This is a genomic window from Bradyrhizobium sp. BEA-2-5, assembly GCF_032918025.1.
GTDB classification, from domain to species: Bacteria; Pseudomonadota; Alphaproteobacteria; order Rhizobiales; family Xanthobacteraceae; genus Bradyrhizobium; species Bradyrhizobium pachyrhizi.
The window spans coordinates 2,502,070-2,524,803 of the sequence record NZ_CP136629.1 but is presented as its reverse complement, the minus strand read 5'-3'; the positions used below and the strand labels follow the sequence as shown (position 1 = coordinate 2,524,803).

General features: G+C 64.5%; 20 protein-coding genes and 1 pseudogene. 8 read left to right on the top strand and 13 right to left on the bottom strand.

All coding sequences use genetic code 11. The annotated features are described in order from the left end of the window. Positions 1–194: 194 nt before the first annotated feature. Positions 195–1,151 (bottom strand): DnaJ C-terminal domain-containing protein, encoded by a 957-nt coding sequence (locus RX327_RS11800; RefSeq protein WP_317250342.1) that lies wholly within the window; start codon positions 1,149–1,151, stop codon positions 195–197. Between the two features lie 119 nt (positions 1,152–1,270). Beyond that, positions 1,271–1,678, bottom strand: coding sequence for an RT0821/Lpp0805 family surface protein (locus RX327_RS11795; protein WP_317250341.1), 408 nt, complete (start codon positions 1,676–1,678; stop codon positions 1,271–1,273). Positions 1,679–1,786: 108 nt separating this feature from the next. Between RX327_RS11795 and pdxH the strand changes: the two genes are divergently transcribed. Both pdxH and RX327_RS11785 read left to right on the top strand, forming a co-directional pair. Next, positions 1,787–2,428 (top strand): pyridoxamine 5'-phosphate oxidase, encoded by a 642-nt coding sequence (pdxH, locus tag RX327_RS11790; RefSeq protein WP_317250340.1) that lies wholly within the window; start codon positions 1,787–1,789, stop codon positions 2,426–2,428. Positions 2,429–2,582: 154 nt separating this feature from the next. After that, positions 2,583–3,335, top strand: coding sequence for an SDR family oxidoreductase (locus RX327_RS11785; protein WP_317250339.1), 753 nt, complete (start codon positions 2,583–2,585; stop codon positions 3,333–3,335). A 133-nt stretch (positions 3,336–3,468) separates the two neighbouring features. Here the strand turns inward: RX327_RS11785 and RX327_RS11780 are convergent, their stop codons facing one another. After that, entirely contained in the window at positions 3,469–3,693 is a 225-nt protein-coding gene (locus RX327_RS11780) for a hypothetical protein (RefSeq protein WP_028334509.1), read from the bottom strand. 130 nt (positions 3,694–3,823) lie between these two features. Beyond that, positions 3,824–4,801 carry a magnesium transporter CorA family protein gene (locus RX327_RS11775; protein ID WP_317250338.1) on the bottom strand — a complete coding sequence of 326 codons (978 nt, stop codon included), beginning with the start codon at positions 4,799–4,801 and terminating at the stop codon, positions 3,824–3,826. Between the two features lie 338 nt (positions 4,802–5,139). Here RX327_RS11775 and RX327_RS11770 point away from each other — a divergent pair, with 338 nt between their 5' ends. After that, the gene (locus RX327_RS11770; protein WP_317250337.1) at positions 5,140–5,817 is read left to right on the top strand and encodes a L,D-transpeptidase; all 678 of its coding nucleotides are present in this window, start codon (positions 5,140–5,142) and stop codon (positions 5,815–5,817) included. A 17-nt stretch (positions 5,818–5,834) separates the two neighbouring features. Here RX327_RS11770 and RX327_RS11765 read toward each other — a convergent pair. Further along, positions 5,835–6,984: pseudogene (locus RX327_RS11765) on the bottom strand (extensin family protein). 76 nt (positions 6,985–7,060) lie between these two features. Between RX327_RS11765 and RX327_RS11760 the strand changes: the two are divergent. Together RX327_RS11760 and RX327_RS11755 are read left to right on the top strand one after the other, a co-directional pair. Beyond that, on the top strand, positions 7,061–8,689 hold the full coding sequence (locus RX327_RS11760; protein WP_317250336.1) for a fatty-acid--CoA ligase: 1,629 nt from the start codon (positions 7,061–7,063) through the stop codon (positions 8,687–8,689). A 287-nt stretch (positions 8,690–8,976) separates the two neighbouring features. Further along, the gene (locus RX327_RS11755; protein WP_317250335.1) at positions 8,977–9,834 is read left to right on the top strand and encodes a DUF1499 domain-containing protein; all 858 of its coding nucleotides are present in this window, start codon (positions 8,977–8,979) and stop codon (positions 9,832–9,834) included. Positions 9,835–9,925: 91 nt separating this feature from the next. Here the strand turns inward: RX327_RS11755 and RX327_RS11750 are convergent, their stop codons facing one another. The 4 genes from RX327_RS11750 to RX327_RS11735 form a co-directional block, all read right to left on the bottom strand. Further along, positions 9,926–10,843, bottom strand: coding sequence for an MBL fold metallo-hydrolase (locus RX327_RS11750; RefSeq protein WP_317250334.1), 918 nt, complete (start codon positions 10,841–10,843; stop codon positions 9,926–9,928). A gap of 132 nt (positions 10,844–10,975) precedes the next feature. Further along, a complete protein-coding gene (locus RX327_RS11745; protein WP_317250333.1) occupies positions 10,976–12,190 on the bottom strand; it encodes an acyl-CoA dehydrogenase in 1,215 nt (404 codons plus the stop codon). A 129-nt stretch (positions 12,191–12,319) separates the two neighbouring features. Next, entirely contained in the window at positions 12,320–13,396 is a 1,077-nt protein-coding gene (gene ribB, locus RX327_RS11740) for a 3,4-dihydroxy-2-butanone-4-phosphate synthase (RefSeq protein WP_317250332.1), read from the bottom strand. A 249-nt stretch (positions 13,397–13,645) separates the two neighbouring features. Next, the gene (locus tag RX327_RS11735; protein ID WP_317250331.1) at positions 13,646–15,379 is read right to left on the bottom strand and encodes a cation:proton antiporter; all 1,734 of its coding nucleotides are present in this window, start codon (positions 15,377–15,379) and stop codon (positions 13,646–13,648) included. A 59-nt stretch (positions 15,380–15,438) separates the two neighbouring features. Between RX327_RS11735 and RX327_RS11730 the strand changes: the two genes are divergently transcribed. Together RX327_RS11730 and RX327_RS11725 are read left to right on the top strand one after the other, a co-directional pair. Then, positions 15,439–15,981, top strand: coding sequence for a DUF3124 domain-containing protein (locus tag RX327_RS11730; RefSeq protein ID WP_050387841.1), 543 nt, complete (start codon positions 15,439–15,441; stop codon positions 15,979–15,981). Between the two features lie 60 nt (positions 15,982–16,041). After that, positions 16,042–17,280 (top strand): PLP-dependent aminotransferase family protein, encoded by a 1,239-nt coding sequence (locus RX327_RS11725; protein ID WP_317250330.1) that lies wholly within the window; start codon positions 16,042–16,044, stop codon positions 17,278–17,280. Between the two features lie 115 nt (positions 17,281–17,395). On the opposite strand, the gene RX327_RS11720 is transcribed toward RX327_RS11725, so the two are convergent. Continuing rightward, positions 17,396–18,676, bottom strand: coding sequence for an amidohydrolase family protein (locus RX327_RS11720; RefSeq protein WP_050387843.1), 1,281 nt, complete (start codon positions 18,674–18,676; stop codon positions 17,396–17,398). Positions 18,677–18,908: 232 nt separating this feature from the next. Between RX327_RS11720 and RX327_RS11715 the strand changes: the two genes are divergently transcribed. After that, a complete protein-coding gene (locus RX327_RS11715) occupies positions 18,909–19,139 on the top strand; it encodes a hypothetical protein (protein WP_050387960.1) in 231 nt (76 codons plus the stop codon). Positions 19,140–19,210: 71 nt separating this feature from the next. Here the strand turns inward: RX327_RS11715 and RX327_RS11710 are convergent, their stop codons facing one another. The 3 genes from RX327_RS11710 to RX327_RS11700 all read right to left on the bottom strand — a co-directional run bounded on the left by RX327_RS11710 (position 19,211) and on the right by RX327_RS11700 (position 22,616). After that, positions 19,211–20,029, bottom strand: coding sequence for an aldo/keto reductase (locus RX327_RS11710; protein WP_317250329.1), 819 nt, complete (start codon positions 20,027–20,029; stop codon positions 19,211–19,213). A 328-nt stretch (positions 20,030–20,357) separates the two neighbouring features. Further along, on the bottom strand, positions 20,358–21,938 hold the full coding sequence (locus tag RX327_RS11705) for an alkaline phosphatase D family protein (protein ID WP_317250328.1): 1,581 nt from the start codon (positions 21,936–21,938) through the stop codon (positions 20,358–20,360). Between the two features lie 246 nt (positions 21,939–22,184). Beyond that, positions 22,185–22,616: a hypothetical protein gene (locus RX327_RS11700; protein ID WP_050387846.1), complete on the bottom strand. Its 432-nt coding sequence runs from the start codon at positions 22,614–22,616 to the stop codon at positions 22,185–22,187. Between the last annotated feature and the right edge of the window lie 118 nt (positions 22,617–22,734).

Here is a 22,734-nt window from a genome sequence, read left to right as displayed (position 1 = left end):
TGGGGCTTTTGGTACCGCGCTGGTCCCCCTCTCGAGGCCGCACCCCTTTCCGCCGTCCCATCCGCACGCCGCAGATGGGACTTCCGGCGGCCGGTCATCTTTTGACGCGCCCGCAATGCCCGCGTCTACCCCGATAGAGTCCGGGGTAGTTGCAGTTTCGCGTCTTCGCGTCTTTTGGGGCACGCTCTCGGCGGTCAGCCGAGATCGCTACGCGGATTGTAGGGTTTTTGATCCCCCCACGTCTGCATCAATGCCTCAAGCTCGGCATCGTTCCCGTCGGGAAGGATGATGCGGGTCGTGACGTAGAGATCGCCGACGGCGCCCGCCTTCGACAGCCCCTTGCCCTTGAGGCGGAAGGTCCGGCCGCTGGAGGTGTTCTTCGGGACCGAAAGCTCCACGGCATTGCCGAGGGTGGGCACGCGGACCTTGCCGCCGAGCACCGCCTCATACAGCGTCACCGGCAGGTCGATCCTGAGGTCGGCGCCCTCGACCTTGAAGAACGGGTGCGGCGCGATGTTGATGGTGATCAGGAGATCGCCGGGCGGATGGCCCTGCGCGCTCTCGCCCTGCCCCCGGAGCCGAATCTGCTGGCCCTCGGTGACGCCGGCCGGAATCTTGACGTTGAGCTCCTTGCCCGTCGGCAGCCGGACGCGCTTCTCGCCACCCTTGGCCGATTCCTCCAGCGACACCGTCATGGCGACCGACAGATCGAGGTCGACACCGACCCCGCCGCCGTCAAACTCGAACGGACTGGCCCGGCCCGCGCGGCCGCCACCGCCGCGAGCCGCATTGCCGAACATGCTGTTGAGGATGTCCTCGAAGCTGCCGCCGCCCATGCCGCCGCCGGCCCCGGAGCGGAAACTGTACTCGAAGCCGCCCGGACCGGCACGACCGCCGGCCCCGCCGCCAGGAAAACCCTGGAAGCGCGGCTTGCCCTCGGCATCAATCTCGCCGCGGTCAAACTGCTTGCGCTTGTCCTCGTCGCCGAGGATCTCGTTGGCCGAGTTGATCTCGGCGAAGCGCTCGGCGGCCTTCGGATCACCCTTGTTGCTGTCCGGATGATGCTTCTTGGCCAGCTTGCGATAGGCGCTCTTGATCGCGGCAGCGCTGGCGCTCCGCGGCACCCCCAAGACCTCATAGGGGTCGCGCATTCGTCACGTCTCCTTCACGGGAAAAATCAGTCCTGGCCGGGAACCCGTCCGGGCCCACTTCGCCTTCATGTGGGGGCTCAGTGGCATTTTTGCAACTTAGCCCGGCTTCGCCGGAATTCTCAGGATTTTCTCCAGGGCTTCAGGCTATGGATTTCCCACCGCCCTTGTCCAGCCTTGCATGCGGCACCCTGCAGCCAGCTCTCGGTGGCTCCATTGACGTAGCTGGCAAGGAAATCCCGGCACGTCTTGCCGTCCTCGCCCGCATAGGACTGGGCGATCGGCGTCACCGAGCCGCGCGCCCCGGTCTCCGGATTCTCCCAGTGCTGGCTGGAATCCTTGTCGCCCTTGCTGAGGACGTCGGAGGCGGCATTGCGCGCGAAGGCGAGATCGGTCTCTGTCGGCATCACCGCATTGACCTGGGTCGGGCTGATCGAGCCCGTCACATCCTTGTCGTCCAGCTTGGCGAAGGCGTCGCTGCGCGACAGGCTGCAGCCGCTTGCGCCGACGCCGATCAGGATCAATGTCACCACCGCGCCTGCGGGGTGGATCGCCGATAGGCCAACGCGATCCCATGCCCTATATAGGGCTAGTAACGCGCTTTCAGACGCGGGCGGATGCAAATCGGGACTCCAGACATGACCGACACGACCTCGATGAAACACCAGACACCCTTAACATCCGGTGATTTCACCGCCGCCGACGAGCCGTTCGCCCTGTTCGCCGAATGGTTTGCGGAGGCGGTCAAGTCCGAGCCGAACGATCCGAATGCCATGGCGCTCGCAACCGTCGACCCTGACGGGCTGCCGGACGTCCGCATGGTGCTGATGAAGGGCTTCGATACCGAAGGTTTCGTCTTCTACAGCCACATCGCCAGCCAGAAGGGCCGCGAACTCGCCGCAAATCCTAAGGCAGCGTTACTGTTCCACTGGAAGTCGCTGCGCCGTCAGGTCCGCATCCGCGGCAACGTGACGCCGGTGACCGACGCCGAGGCCGACGCCTATTTCGCCACCCGCCCCAAGCAGGCCCAGATCGGCGCCTGGGCAAGCAAGCAGTCGCAAGAGCTTGAGAGCCGCTTCGCATTCGAGCAGGCCATCGCCAAGGTTGCGGCCAGATATGTCATCGGCGAAGTGCCGCGGCCGCCGGGCTGGAGCGGCTGGCGCATCACACCTTCGCGCATCGAGTTCTGGCACGACCGCCCGTTCCGCCTGCACGACCGCATCGAATTTCGCCGCGACGGCGCCGGCAGCGCCTGGTCGAAGGTGCGGCTCTATCCCTGAAAGCTGCGATCGTCATGGCCCGGAGAAAGCGCGGAGCGCATCTTCGTGTAAGATGACCCGGCCAGCGACGTCTGATCCCAAGTCATCCCAAGTCGTTCGAAGGCGTGAATGCCCGGCACGCCGCCGCGCATGACGAAAACGAAAGAAACCGTCGATGCCCCACCCGTCCAATGCGCCGCGCCGCACGCTGCTCCTGACCGGAGCAAGCCGCGGCATCGGCCACGCCACCGTGATCCGCTTTTCCTCGGCGGGATGGCGCGTCATCACTTGCTCGCGGCATCCTTTCCCGGAGGACTGCCCGTGGGACGCGGGGCCCGAGGACCACATCCAGGTCGATCTCGGCAGCCATGACGACACCGTGCGCGCGATCTCCGAGATCCGCAGACGGCTCGAGAACGATGAACTGCATGCGCTGGTCAACAACGCCGCGATCTCGCCGAAAGGTCCGGGCGGCTCCCGGCTCGGCTCGGTCGACACCGACCTCGACACCTGGACGCATGTCTTCCATGTCAACTTCTTCGCGCCGATCATGATAGCACGCGGGCTGATCGAGGAATTGAAGGCGGCCAAGGGCTCGGTCGTCAACGTCACCTCGATCGCCGGCTCGCGCGTGCATCCGTTTGCCGGCGCCGCCTATGCGACGTCGAAGGCCGCGCTCGCCTCGCTGACGCGCGAGATGGCGTCCGATTTCGGCCGCATCGGCGTCCGCGTCAACGCGATCGCGCCGGGCGAGATCGACACCTCGATCCTGTCTCCGGGCACCGAGAAGATCGTCGAGCAGCAGATCCCGATGCACCGCCTCGGCACGCCCGACGAGGTCGCCAAGATCATCTACGTGCTGTGCACGGACACCTCGTCCTACGTCAATGGCGCGGAGATCCACATCAACGGTGGTCAGCACGTCTGAGCTTGGGAAGAGCCGTATTTCGGGGAGGGAAGTTTTGAGGCGATCCCGGCCGCCGCCGCGGCCGTCATTGGGATTGCTTCACTTGCAGGCGTAACAAACGCAAACGAGGCTTCTGCCTCCGAGGCTTCGGCCTCTAGTCTGCGTAAAACCGACGCGACTTCTTCTTCTCGGGCTGCCGCAGCGCGACGTCGTTCAGCGCGCTGGAGCATTCGTCTTCGTCCTCGCCATCCAGCAACGCAGCGCCACAGTAACGGCAAAGTCTCGGCGAGATCGCCTGCACCTTGCCTGCTGCGCGGTCCTGTTGATAGCGCGCAAAGTCGATGACGTTACGCCGTGGCGTTATGATCTTCTCAACCATTGCTGTCCTCCGGCTTCGAGGCGGGCGTTATCGCAGACAAGTTTCGCGCAAACGTTCAGCCCACCGCTCAAATTTTACCGGAGGAATTAAGGCAGGAAGCGCGTCCCAAAACGCGACGCGTGGAACCGGCTTACAGCCACTTCTTCCATTTGAAGATCCAGTACGGGACGACCGCGGCGACCAGCATCATCACCAGCGCCATCGGATAGCCGTGCACCCATTCGAGTTCCGGCATCACCTTGAAGTTCATGCCGTAGACCGAGGCGATCAGCGTCGGCGGCATCAGGACGACGGCCATCACCGAGAACAGCTTGATGATGTTGTTCTGCTCGAGATTGACGACGCCGAGCATGGCGTCGAGCACGAAGGTGATCTTGTTGGAGAGATAGGAGGCGTGGTCGGTCAACGAGGCGACGTCGCGCTGCATGGTCTTGAGCTGCTCGCGCATGTCCTTCGACCATTTCACGCCCTCGACCACCGCGGACAGGAACGTGACGACGCGACCGATCGACACCAGACTCTCGCGAACCTTCGAGGTCAAATCACCCTTGCGGCCGATCGAGATCAGGATCTGGGAGTATCTCTTTGCCTGTCCATGGCGCGCGCTCTCGGGCTCGAAGATGTCGTGCGAGACCTGATCGATCTCGGCGCCGCAACGCTCCAGAATGTCGGCGCAGCGGTCGATCACCGCATCCAGCAGCTCCATCAGCACCTGCTCCCCGGTGATGCCGGGGGAACAGGCGCGCGCCAGCTTGTTCTCGACCAGCGCGAACGGTTTCGGCAGGTCGTAGCGCACCGTCACCAGCCGATGACCGGTGAGGATGAAGGTCACCGCCGTGGTCCGGGGCATGTCGGTATCGGAGTGGCACATCAGCGTCGCAGTCATGTAGCGCGCGCCGTTCTCCATATAGAGGCGGCTGGAGATCTCGATCTCCTGCATGTCTTCCCGGGTCGGCACCGCGATCCCCGCGAGCTTCTCGACCGCCCGGTCCTCCTCCACGGTCGGATTCACCAGATCGACCCAGACCGCACCCTCGGGCAGCGCGCCGAGGTCGGTCGCCGTGGCCTTCTTGAGCGAGAACTCGGACGGAACGAACACCGACAGCATCACGAACTCCACGAAACAGGGCTGGCAGGACCCGCCGACTTAGCGCGATTCTGGGGGGCGCATCATGACCGGGGTATTAACCGGGCATCCATACTTGTGGCGGCCAGGCGGCAGCGACGTGACGCCGACTCGTCGACCGTTGCCTGTTTGCACAAAAACCAACCTGGCGCCAGAACAGTTGCGGCAAAAAAGCCACAGACAGCGTCCCGCGATGCGGGAAAGGCATCTAAAGTCTGGGAATAATGGCACGTTTCGGCAATAATGCCGCTAATGGAATCGTGGCGTTTGGGGCGTAATAGTGGCGCTTTCGGGCGCGGATTTTCGATTGGAATGTAACCATGTCGTCGCTGAAAGTTATGTTTGGGATTTTTGCCGCCGGCCTGATGCTGTCGGGCTGCATGCAGGCCACTCACTATGAGGCAACCAACACCGCGAACTTCAAGCCGCGTGACAAGGAACTCCTGGCCAAGACCACCTACGTCAAGACCCCGGTCGCAGAGCCGTTCCGCCGCGCCATCGTCGAATACCACCGCAAGGAATCGCCGGGCTCGATCGTGGTCGATTCCGACAACCATTACCTCTATTACGTGCTGGAGGGCGGCAAGGCGATCCGCTACGGCATCACCGTTGGCGAAGAGGCCATGGCCTGGTCGGGCATCGCCAAGGTGGGCAGCAAGACCGAGTGGCCGGCCTGGCACCCCACCCCCGGCGAAATTTCGCGTCTGGGCGTGCCGACCTATGTCGCCCCCGGCCCGGACAATCCGATGGGCTCCCGCGCGCTGTACCTCTATTCGGGGGGCAAGGACACGCTGTTCCGCATCCACGGCACCAACCAGCCGGAATATATCGGCGCCTCGATCTCCTCAGGCTGCATCCGCATGACCAACGAGGACGTCATCGACCTCTATGATCGCGTCAAGGTTGGCACCCTCGTCGTGGTGCTCGAGCCCAAGCACGGCGACTCGCCGTACAAGCCGCAGATGGCGCTGCAGGGCGGCGGCGGCACGACCTACTGATCCAATCGCAACCGCGATCAAAAGCGCCGGCTTTGCCGGCGCTTTTTTGTTGGCTGCGGCCTGGTCTCGGCGCTGCGGTCGGGTGCGGCCGCATCATCTGATTTTGTGGCGTCCGGCTTGCTGGTGTCAGACTTGCCGTGGTCAGCTTTGGATGTATCCGCCTTCGGCGCGTCGGATTTGGCCGCGACCTCGCGCGGCGGCGCCTCCTCGGGACGTTCCGCCGGCAGGAGCGGGGCGACCTGCGGCAGAGGATCCCAGACGTTCCACTGGCAGATGCGGTAGTCGTTGCGGCGCTGCGCCAGATCGAGATGGATGTGGTCCTCATGGTACCAGTCCGAGCCCGGCCCGAGCACCGTGGAGAAACGGGCGCAGACCGAATGCAGCACGGTCTCGCGCAAGGTCCGCGGCACGCTGCGGTCGGTCAGCGAGATCGACTTGCCGTCGGCGAGACCGAAGGCGCGCACGTCGAGCGCGTTGGCGCGGCCATGCTCGGAGAGCTGCGCGCCGGCGACGCGATTGCGGCCGCGGCATTCGAACGAGTTCGAAATTGTCGAGATTGCTGATCCCGCCCCCGAGGCTCTGCGCGAGCGGCGCGATATCGGTGCGGATCCAGTCGGCGACCGCAGCGGCCATCTTGCAGCGAAGGATGGCCGCCGGCTTGACCGTCACCTTGCGCTTGTCCGGCAGCACGACGGCTTCCAGCCGCACCAGATCCTCGCCGCCGCAGGCGCCGGGGCCGCGGATGTCCGGGATCGAGGGCGCGATCGCAATGTCCTCGGTCAGCGCCTGCCGGCAGGCCGAAAGCTGCGGCGCAGCGGGCTCGGCCGGCTTCGCTGCCTCAACCGGCTTGGCCGACTCGCTGGGCCCGGCCGCCTCAGCGGGCACCGCAGGCTGCGTTTTGGCTGCGGCGGGAGGCTCCGCCGGCGCCTGAGCCGGGCGCGGCTTCGGCAGCGGCACCGCTGCGCGGCGGGCTGCCTTGTGCGGCCTTTGCGGCCGGGTGCCGAACAGATCGTCCCACGGAAAGCTGGGCGCGCGGCGGGCGGCCTCGGCGGGGCCTGCTTGCATGCCAAGGCAAAGCAGCACAGCGGCGGTAACCATTGCCGCGCCCCCGCGACGAAACGCGCCAACAGGCCATTTTCGGCTTGCTTTCTCCGCGCTAAAGTTCATGTCAGTTCCATGATTTTACTGCCGGCCGTCCAAGATGCCGGCGGATCATGCGTGAGGATCGAGGAGGGATTTGCGTATGCTTGGTTTGATGCAAGATTGGCCCTTGCTGTGTCACAAGATTATTGAGCACGCCGCCAAATATCACGGTACCCAGGAAGTCGTGACGCGCTCGGTCGAGGGACCGATCCACCGCACCACCTACGCCGAGATCCACAAGCGCGCGCTCAAGGTCTCGCAGATGCTGGAGCGCGACGGTATCAAGCTCGGCGACCGGGTCGCAACGATCGCCTGGAACACCTGGCGTCATCTCGAGGTCTGGTACGGCATCATGGGGATCGGTGCCATCTGCCACACGGTCAATCCTCGCCTTTTCCCGGAGCAGATCGCCTGGATCATCAATCATGCGCAGGATCGCATCGTGATGACCGACATCACCTTCGTTCCGATCCTGGAGAAGATCGCAGGCCAGCTGCCGAGCGTCGAGCGCTACGTGGTGCTGACCGACAAGGCGCACATGCCGCAGACCACGCTGAAGAACGCGGTCGCCTACGAGGACTGGATCGCCGAGGCCGACGGCAAATTCAAGTGGAAGGAGTTCGACGAGAACACGGCAGCGGCGATGTGTTACACCTCCGGCACGACCGGCGATCCCAAGGGTGTGCTGTACTCGCATCGCTCCAACGTGTTGCACGCGCTGATGGCCAACAATGTCGACGCGCTCGGCACCAGCGCGTCCGAGACAATGCTGCCGGTGGTTCCGCTGTTCCATGCCAACAGCTGGGGCATCGCCTTTTCCGCGCCCTCGCAGGGCACCAAGCTGGTCATGCCCGGCGCCAAGCTCGACGGCGCCTCGGTCTATGAGCTGCTCTCGACCGAGAAGGTGACGCACACCGCCGGCGTGCCGACGGTGTGGCTGATGCTGCTCCAGCACATGGCCGCCAACAATCTCAAGCTGCCGGATCTGAAGATGGTGATCTGCGGCGGCTCGGCGATGCCGCGCTCGATGATCAAGGCCTTCCTCGACATGGGCTCCAACGTCCGTCACGCCTGGGGCATGACCGAGATGAGCCCGATCGGCAGCGTCGCGGCGCTGAAGCCGCCGTTCACCGAGCGCACCGGCGAGGAGCGGCTCGACATCCTGCAGACCCAAGGCTATCCGCCGTTCGGCGTCGAGATGAAGATCACCGACGATGCGGGCAAGGAGCTGCCCTGGGACGGCAAGACGTTCGGCCGCCTCAAGGTCTCCGGTCCCGCGGTGGCCAAGGCCTATTACCGCGTCGACACCAACATCCTCGACGAGGAAGGCTTCTTCGACACCGGCGACGTCTCGACGATCGATGAGGACGGCTACATGCGGATCACCGACCGCTCCAAGGACGTGATCAAGTCCGGCGGCGAGTGGATCTCCTCGATCGACCTCGAAAACCTCGCAGTCGGCCATCCGGCCGTGGCGGAGGCCGCAGTGATCGGCGTATTCCATCCCAAATGGGATGAGCGGCCGCTTTTGATCGTGCAGCTCAAGCAGGGCCAGCAGGCCACACGTGAGGACATCCTGAAGTTCATGGACGGCAAGATCGCCAAATGGTGGATGCCCGACGACGTCGCCTTCGTCGAAGGTATTCCACATACGGCCACCGGCAAGATCCTGAAGACGGCGCTGCGCGACCAGTTCAAGGATTACACCTTCCCGACCGCCGCGGCGTAGGCAGGCTCGCATCCTCCCTTATCCTCCCTTGGAGGGGGGATCGGTTCGCATGGAGCGAAGCGGAATGCGGACCGAGGTGGGGTGACGGTCCCTCCGTTGAGACAGGTGCCCGTGCTGAGGATCACGCCACCGCGCCGCTCATTTCATTCGCGTCGCCCCTCCCCTCCAGGGGAGGGTGAACAGCACCGCCCAAATCCCTTGAATTCGCCGCAGGTCCGTGGTCTCACACGACTGATCGCGGCGGCCGAGGTCGCCTGAGGACATCTCAACCGGCAGATTTTTCGCCGATGGCCCGCAGGTTTTCCGCTCCCTACCAGTCGGAGCCCGTGTCCAGCCTGGCGACCTGGGCGCGCAACCTCGCCATCTTCTCGGTCGTCGCGGTGGTGGTCTCGATCCTGATCGTCCGCTTCGGGTTCCTGGAGGTCAAGCCGGCGCTGGCGACCTTCTTCGGCGCGCTAGGCCTGGCCGGCCTGTCGATCCTGCTTGGGCTGGCCGCCTTTGCTGCGATCTGGCAGAACGGCACCCGCGGCATGGGCCGGATCCTGCTCGCGCTCGTGATCGACGCGGCGATCCTCGCCTACCCGGCCTACCTCATCTATCAGTATCGCAAGCTGCCGTCGATCTACGACATCACCACCGACCCGATCGATCCGCCGCGCTTCGACGCGATGGCGCGGCTGCGCACCGGCGAGGGCACCAACACCGCGGTCTATGCCGGCCTCTACTCGGCGGAGCAGCAGCGCGCGGCCTATCCCGATATCGAAACCGTCGAGCTCGAAACCCCGGTCGACCGCGCCTATGAGCTGACGCTGCGGCTGGTGAACCGCCGCAAATGGATCGTCATCGACGAGCGCGCGCCGCAGCCGCCGCGCCGCATCGGCCGCATCGAGGCGGTGGCGCGCACGCCGATCATGGGTTTTCGCGAGGACGTTTCGATAAGGGTCGTGCCGGATGGCGACGATTCCCGGGTCGACATGCGCTCCGCTTCGCGCAATTTCGACAGCGATCTCGGCAGCAACGCCGCGCGCATCAAGAAGTTCATCGAGGACCTCAACAGCGCGGCCGAGAACGACAATGCCAAGCCGGCGAAGAAGGCGGCTCCTGTCGCGCCAAAGGCACCGCCGGCGAAGACGGTGAAGAAGTGACGCGCTAGCGTCATTCCGGTTCATCGCGCACGATGAACCCGAAATCTCGAGATTCCGGGTCTGGTGCTTCGCACCATCCCGGAATGACGAACTAGGCCAATCGGTACGTCCCGCCGATCACCGGATCGCCGTCGGTCGCCACGACGCCGCGCGCGACCAGATCCTCCAGATGCGCCAGCACCGAATAGCCGGCGGCATTGGCGAGGCGCGGATCGAGCCCGATATAGATCGCCCGCACCATGGTCGGAATGTCGGCCTCGCCCTTGCCGAGACGATGCAGGATCGACGCCTCGCGCGCCCGGCGATGCCGCGCCAGGAAACGGACGTAGCGCGGGCCCTCCGGAATCTCCGGGCCGTGGCCGGAGAAATACAGCTGCTCGGGCCGCTGCTCCAGCCGCTCCAGCGAATCCATGTAGTCGATCATAGAGCCGTCGGGTGGCGCCACGATGGAGGTCGACCAGCCCATCACGTGATCGCCGACGAAATTGAACTTTCGCTCGGGCCAGGCGAATGCCAGATGATTGGCCGTGTGGCCGGGGGTGGCGACCGCCTCCAGCGCAAAGCCCGCCCCCTCGATGACGTCGCCGTGCTTGACCTGCACATCGGGCCGGAAATCGCGGTCGACGCCGGATTCCGGATTGTGCTTCTCGCTCTCGAAACGCGGGCGCGAGGCGCGATGCGGGCCTTCGGCATAGACCGGCGCACCTGTCGCCTGCTTGATGCGCGCGGTGTTCGGCGAATGGTCGCGATGGGTGTGGGTGACGAAGATATGGCTCACCGTCTCGCCGCGCACGGCATCGAGCAGCGCAGCCGCATGCGCCTCATCGTCCGGACCGGGATCGATGATCGCGACATTGCCTCGGCCTACGATATAGCTGACCGTGCCGGTGAAGGTGAACGGGCTCGGATTGTTGCAGAGCACGCGCCGCACGCCGGGGCGGACCTCCTCGACGATGCCGGGCTTCAGCGGAAAGTTGCGGTTGAACGGGACGTCGTCATTGTCGGACATCTGGAATTTCACTCCGACGTCATTCCGGGGCAGCCCGACAGGGCTGAACCTCAGGGGCGCAATTGCGCCTCGGGGAATCTCGAGCTTCCGGGTCGATGCTGACGCATCGCCCCGGAATGACTGTGAAAGGATTTACGAAAACGCCTGAATGCCCGTGATGGCGCGGCCCAGGATCAGGGCGTGGACGTCGTGGGTGCCCTCATAGGTGTTGACCGTCTCGAGGTTATGGACGTGGCGCATCACGTGGTACTCGATCGAGATGCCGTTGCCGCCGTGCATGTCGCGAGCGGTGCGGGCGATATCGAGGGCCTTGCCGCAATTGTTGCGCTTGACGATCGAGATCATCTCGGGCGCGAACTTGCCCTCATCCATCAGGCGGCCGACGCGCAAGGAGGCTTGCAGGCCCAGCGCGATCTCGGTCTCCATGTCGGCGAGCTTCTTCTGCACAAGCTGGGTCGCGGCGAGCGGCTTGCCGAACTGCTTGCGGTCGAGCGTGTACTGGCGGGCGCGATGCATGCAGTCCTCGGCGGCCCCCAACGCACCCCAGGAGATGCCGTAGCGAGCGCGGTTGAGGCAGCCGAACGGGCCCTTCAGGCCGGAGACGTTGGGCAGCAGGGCGTCTTCCGGAACGACGACGCCGTCCATCACGACTTCGCCGGTGATCGAGGCGCGCAGGGACAGCTTGCCCCCGATCTTCGGCGCGGAAAGGCCCTTCATGCCCTTCTCCAGCACGAAGCCGCGGATCTGGTTGTCGTGCGCGGCCGACTTGGCCCAGACCACGAACACGTCGGCGATCGGCGCGTTCGAGATCCACATCTTGCTGCCGGTGAGGCGATAGCCGTCCGAAACCTTCTCCGCGCGGGTCTTCATGCCGGCGGGATCGGAGCCGGCGTCGGGCTCCGTCAGGCCGAAGCAGCCGACCCACTCGCCGCTGGCGAGCTTCGGCAGGTACTTCTTGCGCTGGTTCTCGTCGCCATAGGCGTAGATCGGGTACATCACCAGCGAGGACTGCACCGAGTTCATCGAGCGATAGCCGGAATCGACCCGCTCGATCTCGCGTGCGACGAGGCCATAGGCGACGTAGCTCGCATTCGCGCAACCATATTCCTCGGGTAGCGTGATGCCGATCAGGCCGAGCTCGCCCATCTCATTGAAGATCTCGCGGTCGGTCTTCTCTTCAAGATAGGCCTTGGCGACACGCGGCATCAGCTTGTCCTGGGCGTAGGCGCGGGCGGTGTCGCGCACCATGCGCTCGTCTTCGGTCAGCTGCTCGTCGAGCAGGAACGGATCGTCCCACTGGAAAGAAGCCGCAGCCGGCTTGTCCTTGGCCTGAGGGCGCACGCTCATGAAACGTCCTTTCGCGTCGTCTATCGGAAATTGGCGGATAAATTAAAGCGCTATGCTGCGAAGCGCAATTGGTGATCCTCTCACCGTCATTCCGGGGCGCGAACTAGCGCGAACCCGGAATGACTAATGTCAGGTCTCCAGCTTCTCGTTCGACACGATCTCGATGCCGAAGCCCGACAGACCCTTGTAGTCGTGCACCGAGGAGGTGAGATGCCGGATCGAGGTGACGCCGAGGTCGCGCAGGATCTGCGCGCCGACGCCGACCTCGCGCCACTGGCGGTTGCGGTCGGCCTCCGCCGTCTTCTGCTCGCCAACCGGCTCGACCGGAACACCGGCGGCACCATCGCGCAGATATACCAGCACGCCGCGGCCGGCGTCCTTGAAGTGCCGCAGCACGGCTTCCATTCGCGCCGGCCCGGTGAACAGGTCTTTGACGATGTTCGGCTTGTGAAAGCGCGTCAGCACGTTCTTGCCGTCGCCGACGCCGTTATAGACGAAGGCGACGTGAGCGATGGAATCGAACGGCGAGCGGTAGGCATAGCCCTGCAAGGGACCGATCGGGCTCTCGGTGACGAAGGTCGAGACCCGCTCGATCAGCTTTTCGCGCGCCTGGCGGTAAGCGATCATATCCGCGATGGTGACGTGCTTGAGCTTGTGCTGGGCGGCGAAGCGGGCGACCTGCTCGCCCTTCATCACGCTGCCGTCGTCGTTCATGAGCTCACTGATGACGCCGACCGGCGGCAGGCCCGAGAGCTTGCAGAGGTCCACGGCAGCCTCGGTATGGCCGGAGCGCAGCAACACGCCGCCATCCTTTGCGATCAGCGGGAAGATGTGGCCGGGCCGGGCGAAGTCGTTGGCGCCGACATTGGGATTGGCGAGCGCGCGGCAGCACGAGGCGCGCTCCTCGGCGGAGATGCCGGTGCCGCCATCGGGCTTGTAGTCGATCGAGACCGTGAACGCGGTGGTGTGCGCGGAATCGTTGTGGGCGACCATCGGATCGAGCCGCAGGCGGCGCGCATCCTCGGTCGTCACGGGAGCGCAGACGATGCCGGAGGTATGGCGGATGATGAAGGCCATCTTGTCGGCGGTGCAGAGCGAGGCTGCGACGATCAGATCGCCCTCGCCCTCGCGGTCCTCGTCGTCGGTGACGACCACGAGCTCACCCCGGGCAAAGGCCTGCAAGACTTCCTGGACGGTATCGGCCATTGTCCTGACATCTCGCTATATGCAGGCAGTGGATTAGCCGGGTTCCGATGTCAGCGCCAGTATCATTATGCAACCCGCCATGCGTCCGGCAGGGATACCAGGGCGCTTCACCTCTCCCATAGGGAGAGGTCGGATTGCATCGTCAGATGCAATCCGGGTGAGGGATTGCGCTCCCTCGTGGGACCTAAGCCCCTCACCCGCGCTCTCAGCGCGACCTCTCCCCGATGGGGAGAGGTCGAGAAGGCTCGCCTACGGCAGCACCTCGCGCCGGTCGCTGAGCTGGGCGTCCAGCTCGGCGCGCTTGTCGTCGAGCAGACCAGCGTCGGCCGCCTCGATCACGGAGTAAAGCTCGCCGGCGTCGCTGAGCCGGGTCACGGTGACGTAGCTGGCGCCGGCCTCGTAGAGCGCCCCGACGTCGGCCAGGAGGTCGGCCGTGGCGACGATCAGCGCGGTCGGATTGAGCGCGCGCACGTGGCGGACCAGCTTCTCGTTGGTGGCGCCCTTCAGCAGCGAATCCGGCACGCTGAGGATGATCATCTCGGACTTGCCGATGCCGGCATGGAGCAGCGTATCGACATTGCTGATGTCGCCGTAGATCACGTGCAGGCCACGGTCGGACAGCGTGCGGAATACCAGCGGGTTGAAATCGATGACGCTGATCTGCTCGAGCAGCGACTGGTTCTGCCGCTCGATCTGGCTGATCAGCGCGCTCGCGGCACGGAAAAAGCCGAGGATGACGACGCGGCGGGCCTCGCCATGGCCGCCCTCGTGCCCGTCCTCGCCGCGGCCCTGGCCTTCCTGGTCGAGGTCGCGCAGCCCGATCCGCTTCAACGGACCGATCAGGCCGCGCACGATCTGGTCGCTGCGCCCCATCACGAAGGTCGAGAGCACCGCCAGCACCACGAAGGCGAAGGAGGCGGCATTTGCCGTCTCCGCGGCGATATGGTGGTCGGCGATACCGGTCTGGATCACCACCAGCGAGAACTCGGAGATCTGCGCGAGGTTCAGCGCCGGCAACAGGCTGGCGCGCAGGCCCTGCTTCATCAGGTAGAGCGGGGTGAAGGTGGTGACGAGGCGGCTCACCACCGTGAACGCCGCGATCATCAAGGCAAGTCCGATCACCGAGAGGCCGGGCACGGGGATGGTCATCCCCAGCGCGACGAAGAACAGCGTGATGAAGAAGTCGCGCAGCGTGGTGACCTTGGCGGTCACGTCGAGGGCGTAAGGGAAGGTCGAGAGCGACACACCGGCTATCAGCGCACCCATCTCGCGCGACAGCGAGAGCCGCTCGGCGGTCTCGGCAACGAGGAAGCACCAGGCCAGCGCGCCGAGCAGGATCAACTCGGGCCGCCGGGCGATCTGATGGAACAGGCGCGGCAGCACGTAGCGGCTGACCAGAAGCGCGGCGGCAACCAGCACAGCGACGCGGCCGATCGAGAGCAGGATGACGCTGACCTGCAGATTGGCCAGGCTCGGCTGCACCGCCAGGAACAGAATCGCGAAGATGTCCTGGAGCACCAGAACGCCGAGGGTGATGCGGCCCGGCAGCGTATCGAGCTCGCGTTTCTCATAGAGCACCTTGACGATGATGACGGTGCTGGACAGCGCGCAGGCGACGCAGAGATAGACCGCATCGAACTTGCCGCCGCCGATCGCAAGCCCGATAGCGGCAAAGAACGCCACGCCGATCAGGCAGCCGCCGATCAGCTCGCCTGCACCGGCGAACAGGATGACCTTGCCGGCACGGATGATCTTCTTCAGGTCGATTTCGAGCCCAATCATGAAGAGCATGAAGATCAGGCCGAGCTCGGAGATGACGCTGATCGATTCCTGCGAATGGACCCAGCCGGCGCCGAATGGACCTATGCAGAAGCCGGCGATAAGGTAGGCCAGGATCAGCGGTTGCCGGGAGAAATGGGCGAGCAGGCCCAGCATCCAGGCAAACAGAATACAGAGCGTGATATCGGGAATCAGTTCATGCATGCGTCAAAGACTTCCTGTTGCCGCAACCTAGAGGGCCGGGCGTGAGGATCAACCGAGCAATGTGTCACATCCGCGCAGGCGGCATTTTTCTCGCAGTTTTGCTCTGCCTGCTCACCGTGCGCATGTCAGAGGCGCTAGCACAATCCTCGGCAGGTATTGAACAAAATTTCGCGAACTCGTTGACGGCGGTGCCATCGGAGGGCCTCACCGCCTCCGGTGCATTCTACGTGCCGGTGTATTCCAGCGTGTCGATGAGCCAGGGCAAGCTCAGGGCCGATTTTTCGGTGACGCTCAGCGTGCACAACGCTTCCGAGACGAAGCCGCTGGTGCTGAAGCGGATCGCCTATTTCGACACATCAGGCAAGATGGTGGAGAGCTACCTCAAATCGCCGGTCGCGCTAAAACCGTTTGCGACCGTCGAGGTCGCGATCGCCACGACCGATACCCGCGGCGGCACCGGCGCGAATTTCGTGGTCGATTGGGCGGCCGCCGGCGAGATCGCGGAACCGGCGGTCGAGGCCCTGATGGTCGGCAGTGTCGGCGCAGGGCACTACGCCTTCATCAGCCAGGGCCGGCCGATCCGGCCGGTCGGCAAGAACTAACCTCATGGAAAGCCGCTTGCCGCGGCCTTCTCAACGATAACAACACGGAGCGAAACATCCATGTCCACCTCAGCCCGGTTCGACTTTGCACCGCTGCTCCCGGCCGGCCGGCCTGCCCCGGCCGCACGCTGGACGGGGCTTGCCAAGTACAGCTTCGTCGGCGGCAACAACGATTCCGAGCAGGTCCCGGTCGACGGGCTGCTGGAGGCGGTCAACGCCGTGTTGAAGCGCGAGGGCAGGAATCTCGCGACCTACAACCTCGCGCACGGGCCGCAGGGCTATCTGCCGCTGCGCCAGTTCCTGACCGAGAAGCTGAAGCGCGACGCCGGGATTGCCTGCACGCCCGACGAGATCATGATCGTCTCCGGCTCGCTGCAGGCGCTCGACCTCGTCAATCACACCCTGCTCGCCAAGGGCGATACCGTGCTGATCGAGCAGGAAACCTATCAGGGCTCACTGAACCGGCTGACACGGCTTGGCGTCAATGCGGTCGGAATTCCCCTCGATCGCGAAGGCATCAGGATCGATGCGCTGGCTGCAGCACTCGCCGATCACAAGCGGCGCGGCATCACGCCGAAATACATCTACACCATCCCGACGGTGCAGAACCCGACCGGCTCGATCCTTCCCGAGAGCCGCCGCGCCGAGATGCTGAAGCTCTCAAGGGAATACGGCGTGCCGATCTTCGAGGATGATTGCTATGCCGATTTGATCTGGAGCGGCGAACGGCCGCCGGCGATCTACGCGATGAGCCCGAACGGCGGCGTGATCCATATCGGCTCGTTCTCGAAGTCGATCGCGCCGGCGCTGCGCGTCGGCTTCATCGTCGCGCCCTGGGAGGTGATGTCGCGGATGCTGTCGCTGAAGACGGATGCCGGGTCCGGCGCGCTCGAGCAGATGGTGCTCGCGGAATATTGCGCGCCGCATTTTTCGACCCATGTGCCGCGCCTGACCAAGGGCCTGCGCGCCAAGCTCGACACGCTGATGGAAGCGCTCAACGAGCAGTTCGGCACGGCCGCCGAGTTCGAGGAGCCCAAGGGCGGAATCTTCCTCTGGGTGAAGCTGCCCGACCAGGTCGATACGCTGAAGCTGTACCAAGCCGCGCTTGCCGCCGGCGTCTCGATCAATCCGGGGCCGGAATGGTCGACCAACAAGAGCCATTCCAGCTCGCGGCTGCGGCTGTGCTTTGCAAGCCCCACGCATCAGCAGATCCGCGAGGGCGTCGCCGTGCTGGCCGAGGTCTGCCGCAAGGAATTCGGCGTGCCGGCCCGCAGCGCCAATGTGGAGAAGTGCGGCTAACGACTTCGAATAGGTGGTCCAAGCGGCAAGCTGGATTGCTTCGTCGCTACGCTCCTCGCAATGACGGCTAGTTGCGTCGTCGTTGAAGCGAAGCAATCCATGTTTCCACCTGCCCTCACCTCACCGAAAATGGCGCCTGATAGGGCCGGCCGAACGGCACGCCGTTGACCACGGTCTGCACCGGCTTCAGCAGCAGATTGCCGTCGCGCTTGTTGTTGCGGGTGTCGACGAAGGAGACCGGACCCTCGACGAGGTCCATGATCGCGACATCGCCGGGCGCGCCACGCTGCAGCGTGCCGATCTTCGGGGTCCGGTTGATGATCCGCGCCGGCACCGAGGTCGCCATCGCCACCACCTGATCCAGCGACGAGCCCATCGCGAGGAACTTGCTCATCACGTTCGGCAGGAACGGGATGCCGGGCGAGTTGCCCGAGAAGACATGGATGTCGGAGGAGATCGTATCGGGCGCGCAGCCGGCGGGAATCGCGATCTCGGCCACCGTGAAATCGAAGCTGCCGCCGCCATGGCCGACGTCGAACAGCACACCGCGCTGCTTGGCCGCGAGCGCCGCCGGCAACAGCTTGCCCTCCTGGACGATATTGGTGAAAGCGCCCGACACGTTCGGCGCACCGGAATAGGCATGGGTCAGGATATCGCCCGGCCGCAGCAGATTGAGGATGTCGGACATCAGCTCCCTGGTCTCGACGCCGCCGATATGCACCATCATCCGCGCCGGCCAGCCGCACATCTCGCAGGCCCGAATGCCGCGCTTCAGCGGCTCGAGACCATGCTTGAAGATGACGTTTTCCGACATCCGCACCTTGACCCCGATCAGGAAGTCGGGGTTCTCGGCCAGCGCCATCGCACAGGCTTCGACTTGGGCGTTGTCGATGTTGTAGAGCTCGGCCACCGGGAATGCCGACAGGCCGTTGTTGGCGATGTGGACGAAGGCGTAGATCCGCGCCCGCGATTGCGCCACGATGAAGCGCCGCAGCGCCGCGAGGTTGTTGACGCCGGCGTCGCCCGCCGAGACCACCGTCGTGGTGCCCTGGAATTGCACCAGCTCGTCGGCGGGAATGCCGATCGCCGATCCGTACGGGTAGACGTGGCAGTGCAGATCGACCAGGCCCGGCATCACGAGCTTGCCCGAGGCGTCAATGGTCCTGGTGGCGCGAGTAGCCGGGATCTCGTCTTCGATCGCCTCGATGATGCCCCAGCGGATGCCGATGTCGCGCTTGCCGCGCAGCGACTGGCTGGGATCGATGACATCGCCGTTCTTGATCACGAGGTCGAACTTGTCGTCCGGCCCCATCGCCGCAGCGGCCGGCCCGGCGAGGGCTGCGGCAGCGGCCGATCCCGTCACTTTCAAAAAATCCCGGCGTGAAAATTCGCTCACGGCAACGTCCCCCCGAACATTGATTTTTATGGCGCGATGATGCGTCGGACGCAGCGGTTAGGCAAGGCCGGGAAAGCCGCCCGTGCGCTCGCTCATCGGTTGTGCCTACCAACACGCGACGGCAGCAGCGTTCGAGGCAGTTGCTGAACAAGCGTTCAGAAAACTCCTCTGGTTCCTCAGGAACGTTTCAATCTCCGTACGGTTTTCTCTTCGCTTGTTTGAGGAGGATGAGATGAAAAAGATTGGCTTTGTTCTCGCGGCGGTTGGTGCGCTTGCGGTGGCCGTTCCGTCGATCGCGAGCGCCGAGACGGTCGTGATCAGACATGGCGGTCATCATCACTGGGACCGCGGCTGGGGCGCACGCGCCGAAATGCGCCATGACCGTGGCTGGCATCGCGGTTGGCATCATGGCTGGCATCACGGCCATGACCGGACGGTGATCATCAAGCGTCATCACTACTAAAGACCGACACAACGGAAAATGGCTCCTCACGGAGCCATTTTTTCTTATCTGCTTCCTCAGGGCCAGCGGCCTCAATCCCACGCCGGCGCAAACCCCGGATTGACGCAGCGCATGTCCTTGCGCAGCGCCGCAATCGCCTTGCGGTCCTCGTCGTCGAGCTTGACCTTCAGTGCGTCGAGGTTGGCCTTTTGGCTTTCGGCGCGCGAGGCTTTCGGAATGGCCGCCACGCCATCCTGATCGAGCAGCCATTTCAGCGCCACCTGTGCAGCGGTCGCATCATGCTTGCTGCCGATTTTCGCCAGCGTCTCGTCGGTGGCGAAGCGGCCCTGGGCGAGCGGACAATAGGCCACCAGCGGGATCGATTTCGCGGCGAGATATTTGCGCACCGGCGTCTGGTCCAGCATCGCGTGATATTCGATCTGATTGCAGGCGATCGGCGCCTTGATGTCCTCGACCACGGTCTTGAGCAGCGCGGTGGTGAAATTGGCGACGCCGATCGCGCGGGTGCGGCCTTCCTCCTTCAGCTTCATCAGCGTCTCGAAGACGGCAGGCAGCTTCATGCTCCTCGACGGCCAATGCACGAGATAGAGATCGACATGGTCGAGCCTGAGCTTCTTCAGGCTGGCATCGAAGGCGCGCCGGATCGCGTCAGGGGCGAGGTTCTCGTGCCAGACCTTCGTGGTGACGTGCAGTTCCTTGCGCGCGACATTCGAGGCCGCGATGGCCGAGCCGATCGGCTCCTCATTGGCATACATCTCGGCGGTATCGAGGTGGCGATAGCCGATCGACAGCGCGCTCTCGACTGCGGCGCGGCAGGCATCGCCCTGCATGCGGAAGGTACCGAGGCCAAGCTTGGGCAGGCTGATGCCCTGTGTTTTCAGATTTTCCATGGATAGCTCCTGACGCGTGGGACGCCGATGCCATCGACGACGTCACGCCAGCAAATCGTTTCCTGGGAATGAAATTGGCAGGACTGCCGACACGCAGTCTGCCCGCAAACCGGCCCTTCGGGCAAGACGCCGGCAATCAAGATGTCGCGACGGGATCAGAGAGGGCGCTAGTGTCCCGAATCCGAAGTTCGCATCATTTGCCGCACCTTCGGAGCGAACTTCGGATTCGATAAGGACACTAGCAAACTTATGATTCTAGTGTGCTTTATGAATACGAAGTTCGTGAAAGTGGCTGCCGCGAAATCGCACGAACTTCGCATTCAGCACACTAGATGTGCTGCGCCATGATCTGACCAGGCCGCGCGTCCGGCCGCGGCTCGATATCGACCGACCAGAGATCGTGGTTGTCGACGTCCTTCAGCGTCACCGTCATCACGCCGGTCTTGCCGTCGATGTCGACGCGGCCGAAGAATTGCAGCCCGAAGCACGGCGCGAGATTGTCGCCCTGCTCGGCCGAGCAGCCCTGCTGATACATCGCGACCGGGCCAAAGGTGTCGTCGAGCTCGCCCGGCCCCCAGCTGCCGGCATGCAACGGGCCGGAGACGAACTCCCAGAACGGCTCGAAATCCTGGAATCGCGCTTTGTTCGGGTCGTAGTAGTGCGCGGCGGTGTAGTGCATGTCGGCGGTGAGCCAGACGATGTTGCAGATGCCGGCGCGCTTGATGGAGGAGAGCAGATCGGCGATCTCGTGCTCGCGCCGGTCGGGCGGCCCGTCGCCGAGCGCGACGGCGTCCAGGCTGATCAGGCCGATCGGCAAGTCGGCCGCGATCACCTTCCAGACAGCATCCGACGCCACCAGTTCCCGCTTCAGCCAGGCAAGCTGGCTCTGGCCGAGGATGCAGGCCTGGTCCGGATCGCCCTGCTTGTTCCAGCTGGAATCACGATAGGAGCGCATGTCGATCATGAAGACGTCGAGCAGCGGGCCGTAGGCGATCTTGCGATAGACCCGGCCATCGCGCTCCGGCATCAGCCGCATCGGCATGAATTCGTGGAAGGCGCGGCGCGCCCGCGCCACCAGGCGCGAGCTGCCGTCCGCCTCATAGCCGGTCGCATCGGTGGTGCCGGTCGGCGACCAGTCATTGGTCACCTCGTGATCGTCCCATTGCGCGAACATCGGCACCTCGGCGTGGAAGGCGCGGAAGTGATCGTCGAGATGGTTGTATTTGTAATTGCCGCGAAACTGATCGAGGCTCTGTGCGACGGCGGATTTCTCCTCGGTGACGATGTTGCGCCAGATCTCACCGTTGGAGAGTTTCTGCTCCGACGGCACCGTGCAATCGGCGTAGATGTGATCGCCGGAATGGATGAAGAAGTCCGGGCGCTCGCCCAGCATGGTGCGGTAGCTGCGCAGGCCGCCGCGCGCGGGGTCGATGCCCCAGCCCTGCCCGACGACGTCGCCGGACCAGACGAACGAGACGGGACGCCGGTCGGCCGGCGCGGTTCTGAAATGGCCGACCCGGCTTTCGCCTGATGTGCCGTCGCGGTCCTCGAAGCGCACGCGATAGAACAGGTCCTGGCCCGGCGGCAGGCCGTTGAGCAGCAGCTTGGCGGTGAAGTCGCGCTCGGGCAGCGCATCGGCGGACGCGGCGCGCAGGATGCTGGCGAAGCTTTCGACCGCGGCGCATTCGACGTGCATCCGCGCGGCACGATCGGCGCGGGCCCAGATGACAGCGGAATCGCTTGCGACGTCGCCGGACTGGATGCCCGCGATCGCCGGCCGATCCGCGGCGCGGCTCAGATATGGTTTGGCCAGCGCGCCGAATCCCGCCAGCGCGGCGGTCGACGCCGAGCGCACCAGAAGCTGGCGCCGGGTGAGGCCTCGCCGCCCCGCGGAGATCGCTGTCGGCATCGAATAACCTTCGTCGAATCGCAACGAAGGTTTTGCCTGCGCTCCTTGACTCCGGCCTTACGGTTTCTTGACTCTCCGCCGACGGTTTTGCGACGGCGGGATGACTCGGTTACGTCGATTGGAACGCAGCACGCCGAGCATTCGATCTAAACCCGTCATCCTGAAGCGCGAGCGGAGCGAGCCTCGAAGGATGACGGGCTTAACATTCTTGTGGATGCGCACGTGGATCTGCGCGAGAGCGCCGCCTCACCGATGCCAGTTGCAAATGCCGCCGGTGCGGCACGGCCAGGTCTGGATCCGTGTGTCGCGGGCCTCCGCATCGAGCGGGTTCGAGTGGCGGCGCGCGAGCTTGGCGCGGGCGGGCACGCGCACTTCCGCGCGCTTCTTCTCGTGCGGTGCGGTCACCCTGGTGGTCCGCACGGCTTTCTTCGGCGCGACTTTCGGCTCCTCGACCTGCGGCTCGACATTTGCATGCTGATCGGGGCCATGGTCGGTCTTCGCCTCGACCGGAACGGGCTCGAACTGCGTCGGCGGGCCAAGCCGCTTCGGCGACAGCACCGCCTTGGAGAGATCGAGGCTGAAGAATTCGCTGGGGCCGTACTCGTCGGCCAACGCCACGCCACCCCAAGTCAGGCACGCGGCGCAAACGATTGCAACAAAACCGTTTTTCAGGACCATCAAACGGCCTCCTGAAATCACTCGAACAGACAGCCATCATGTAGGGGCTCGGCCGTACGAATCCAGCCACCGCTTGCAGGCAGGGTTACCGGTCAACCAGGGCGGCCGTGGAAAGTTC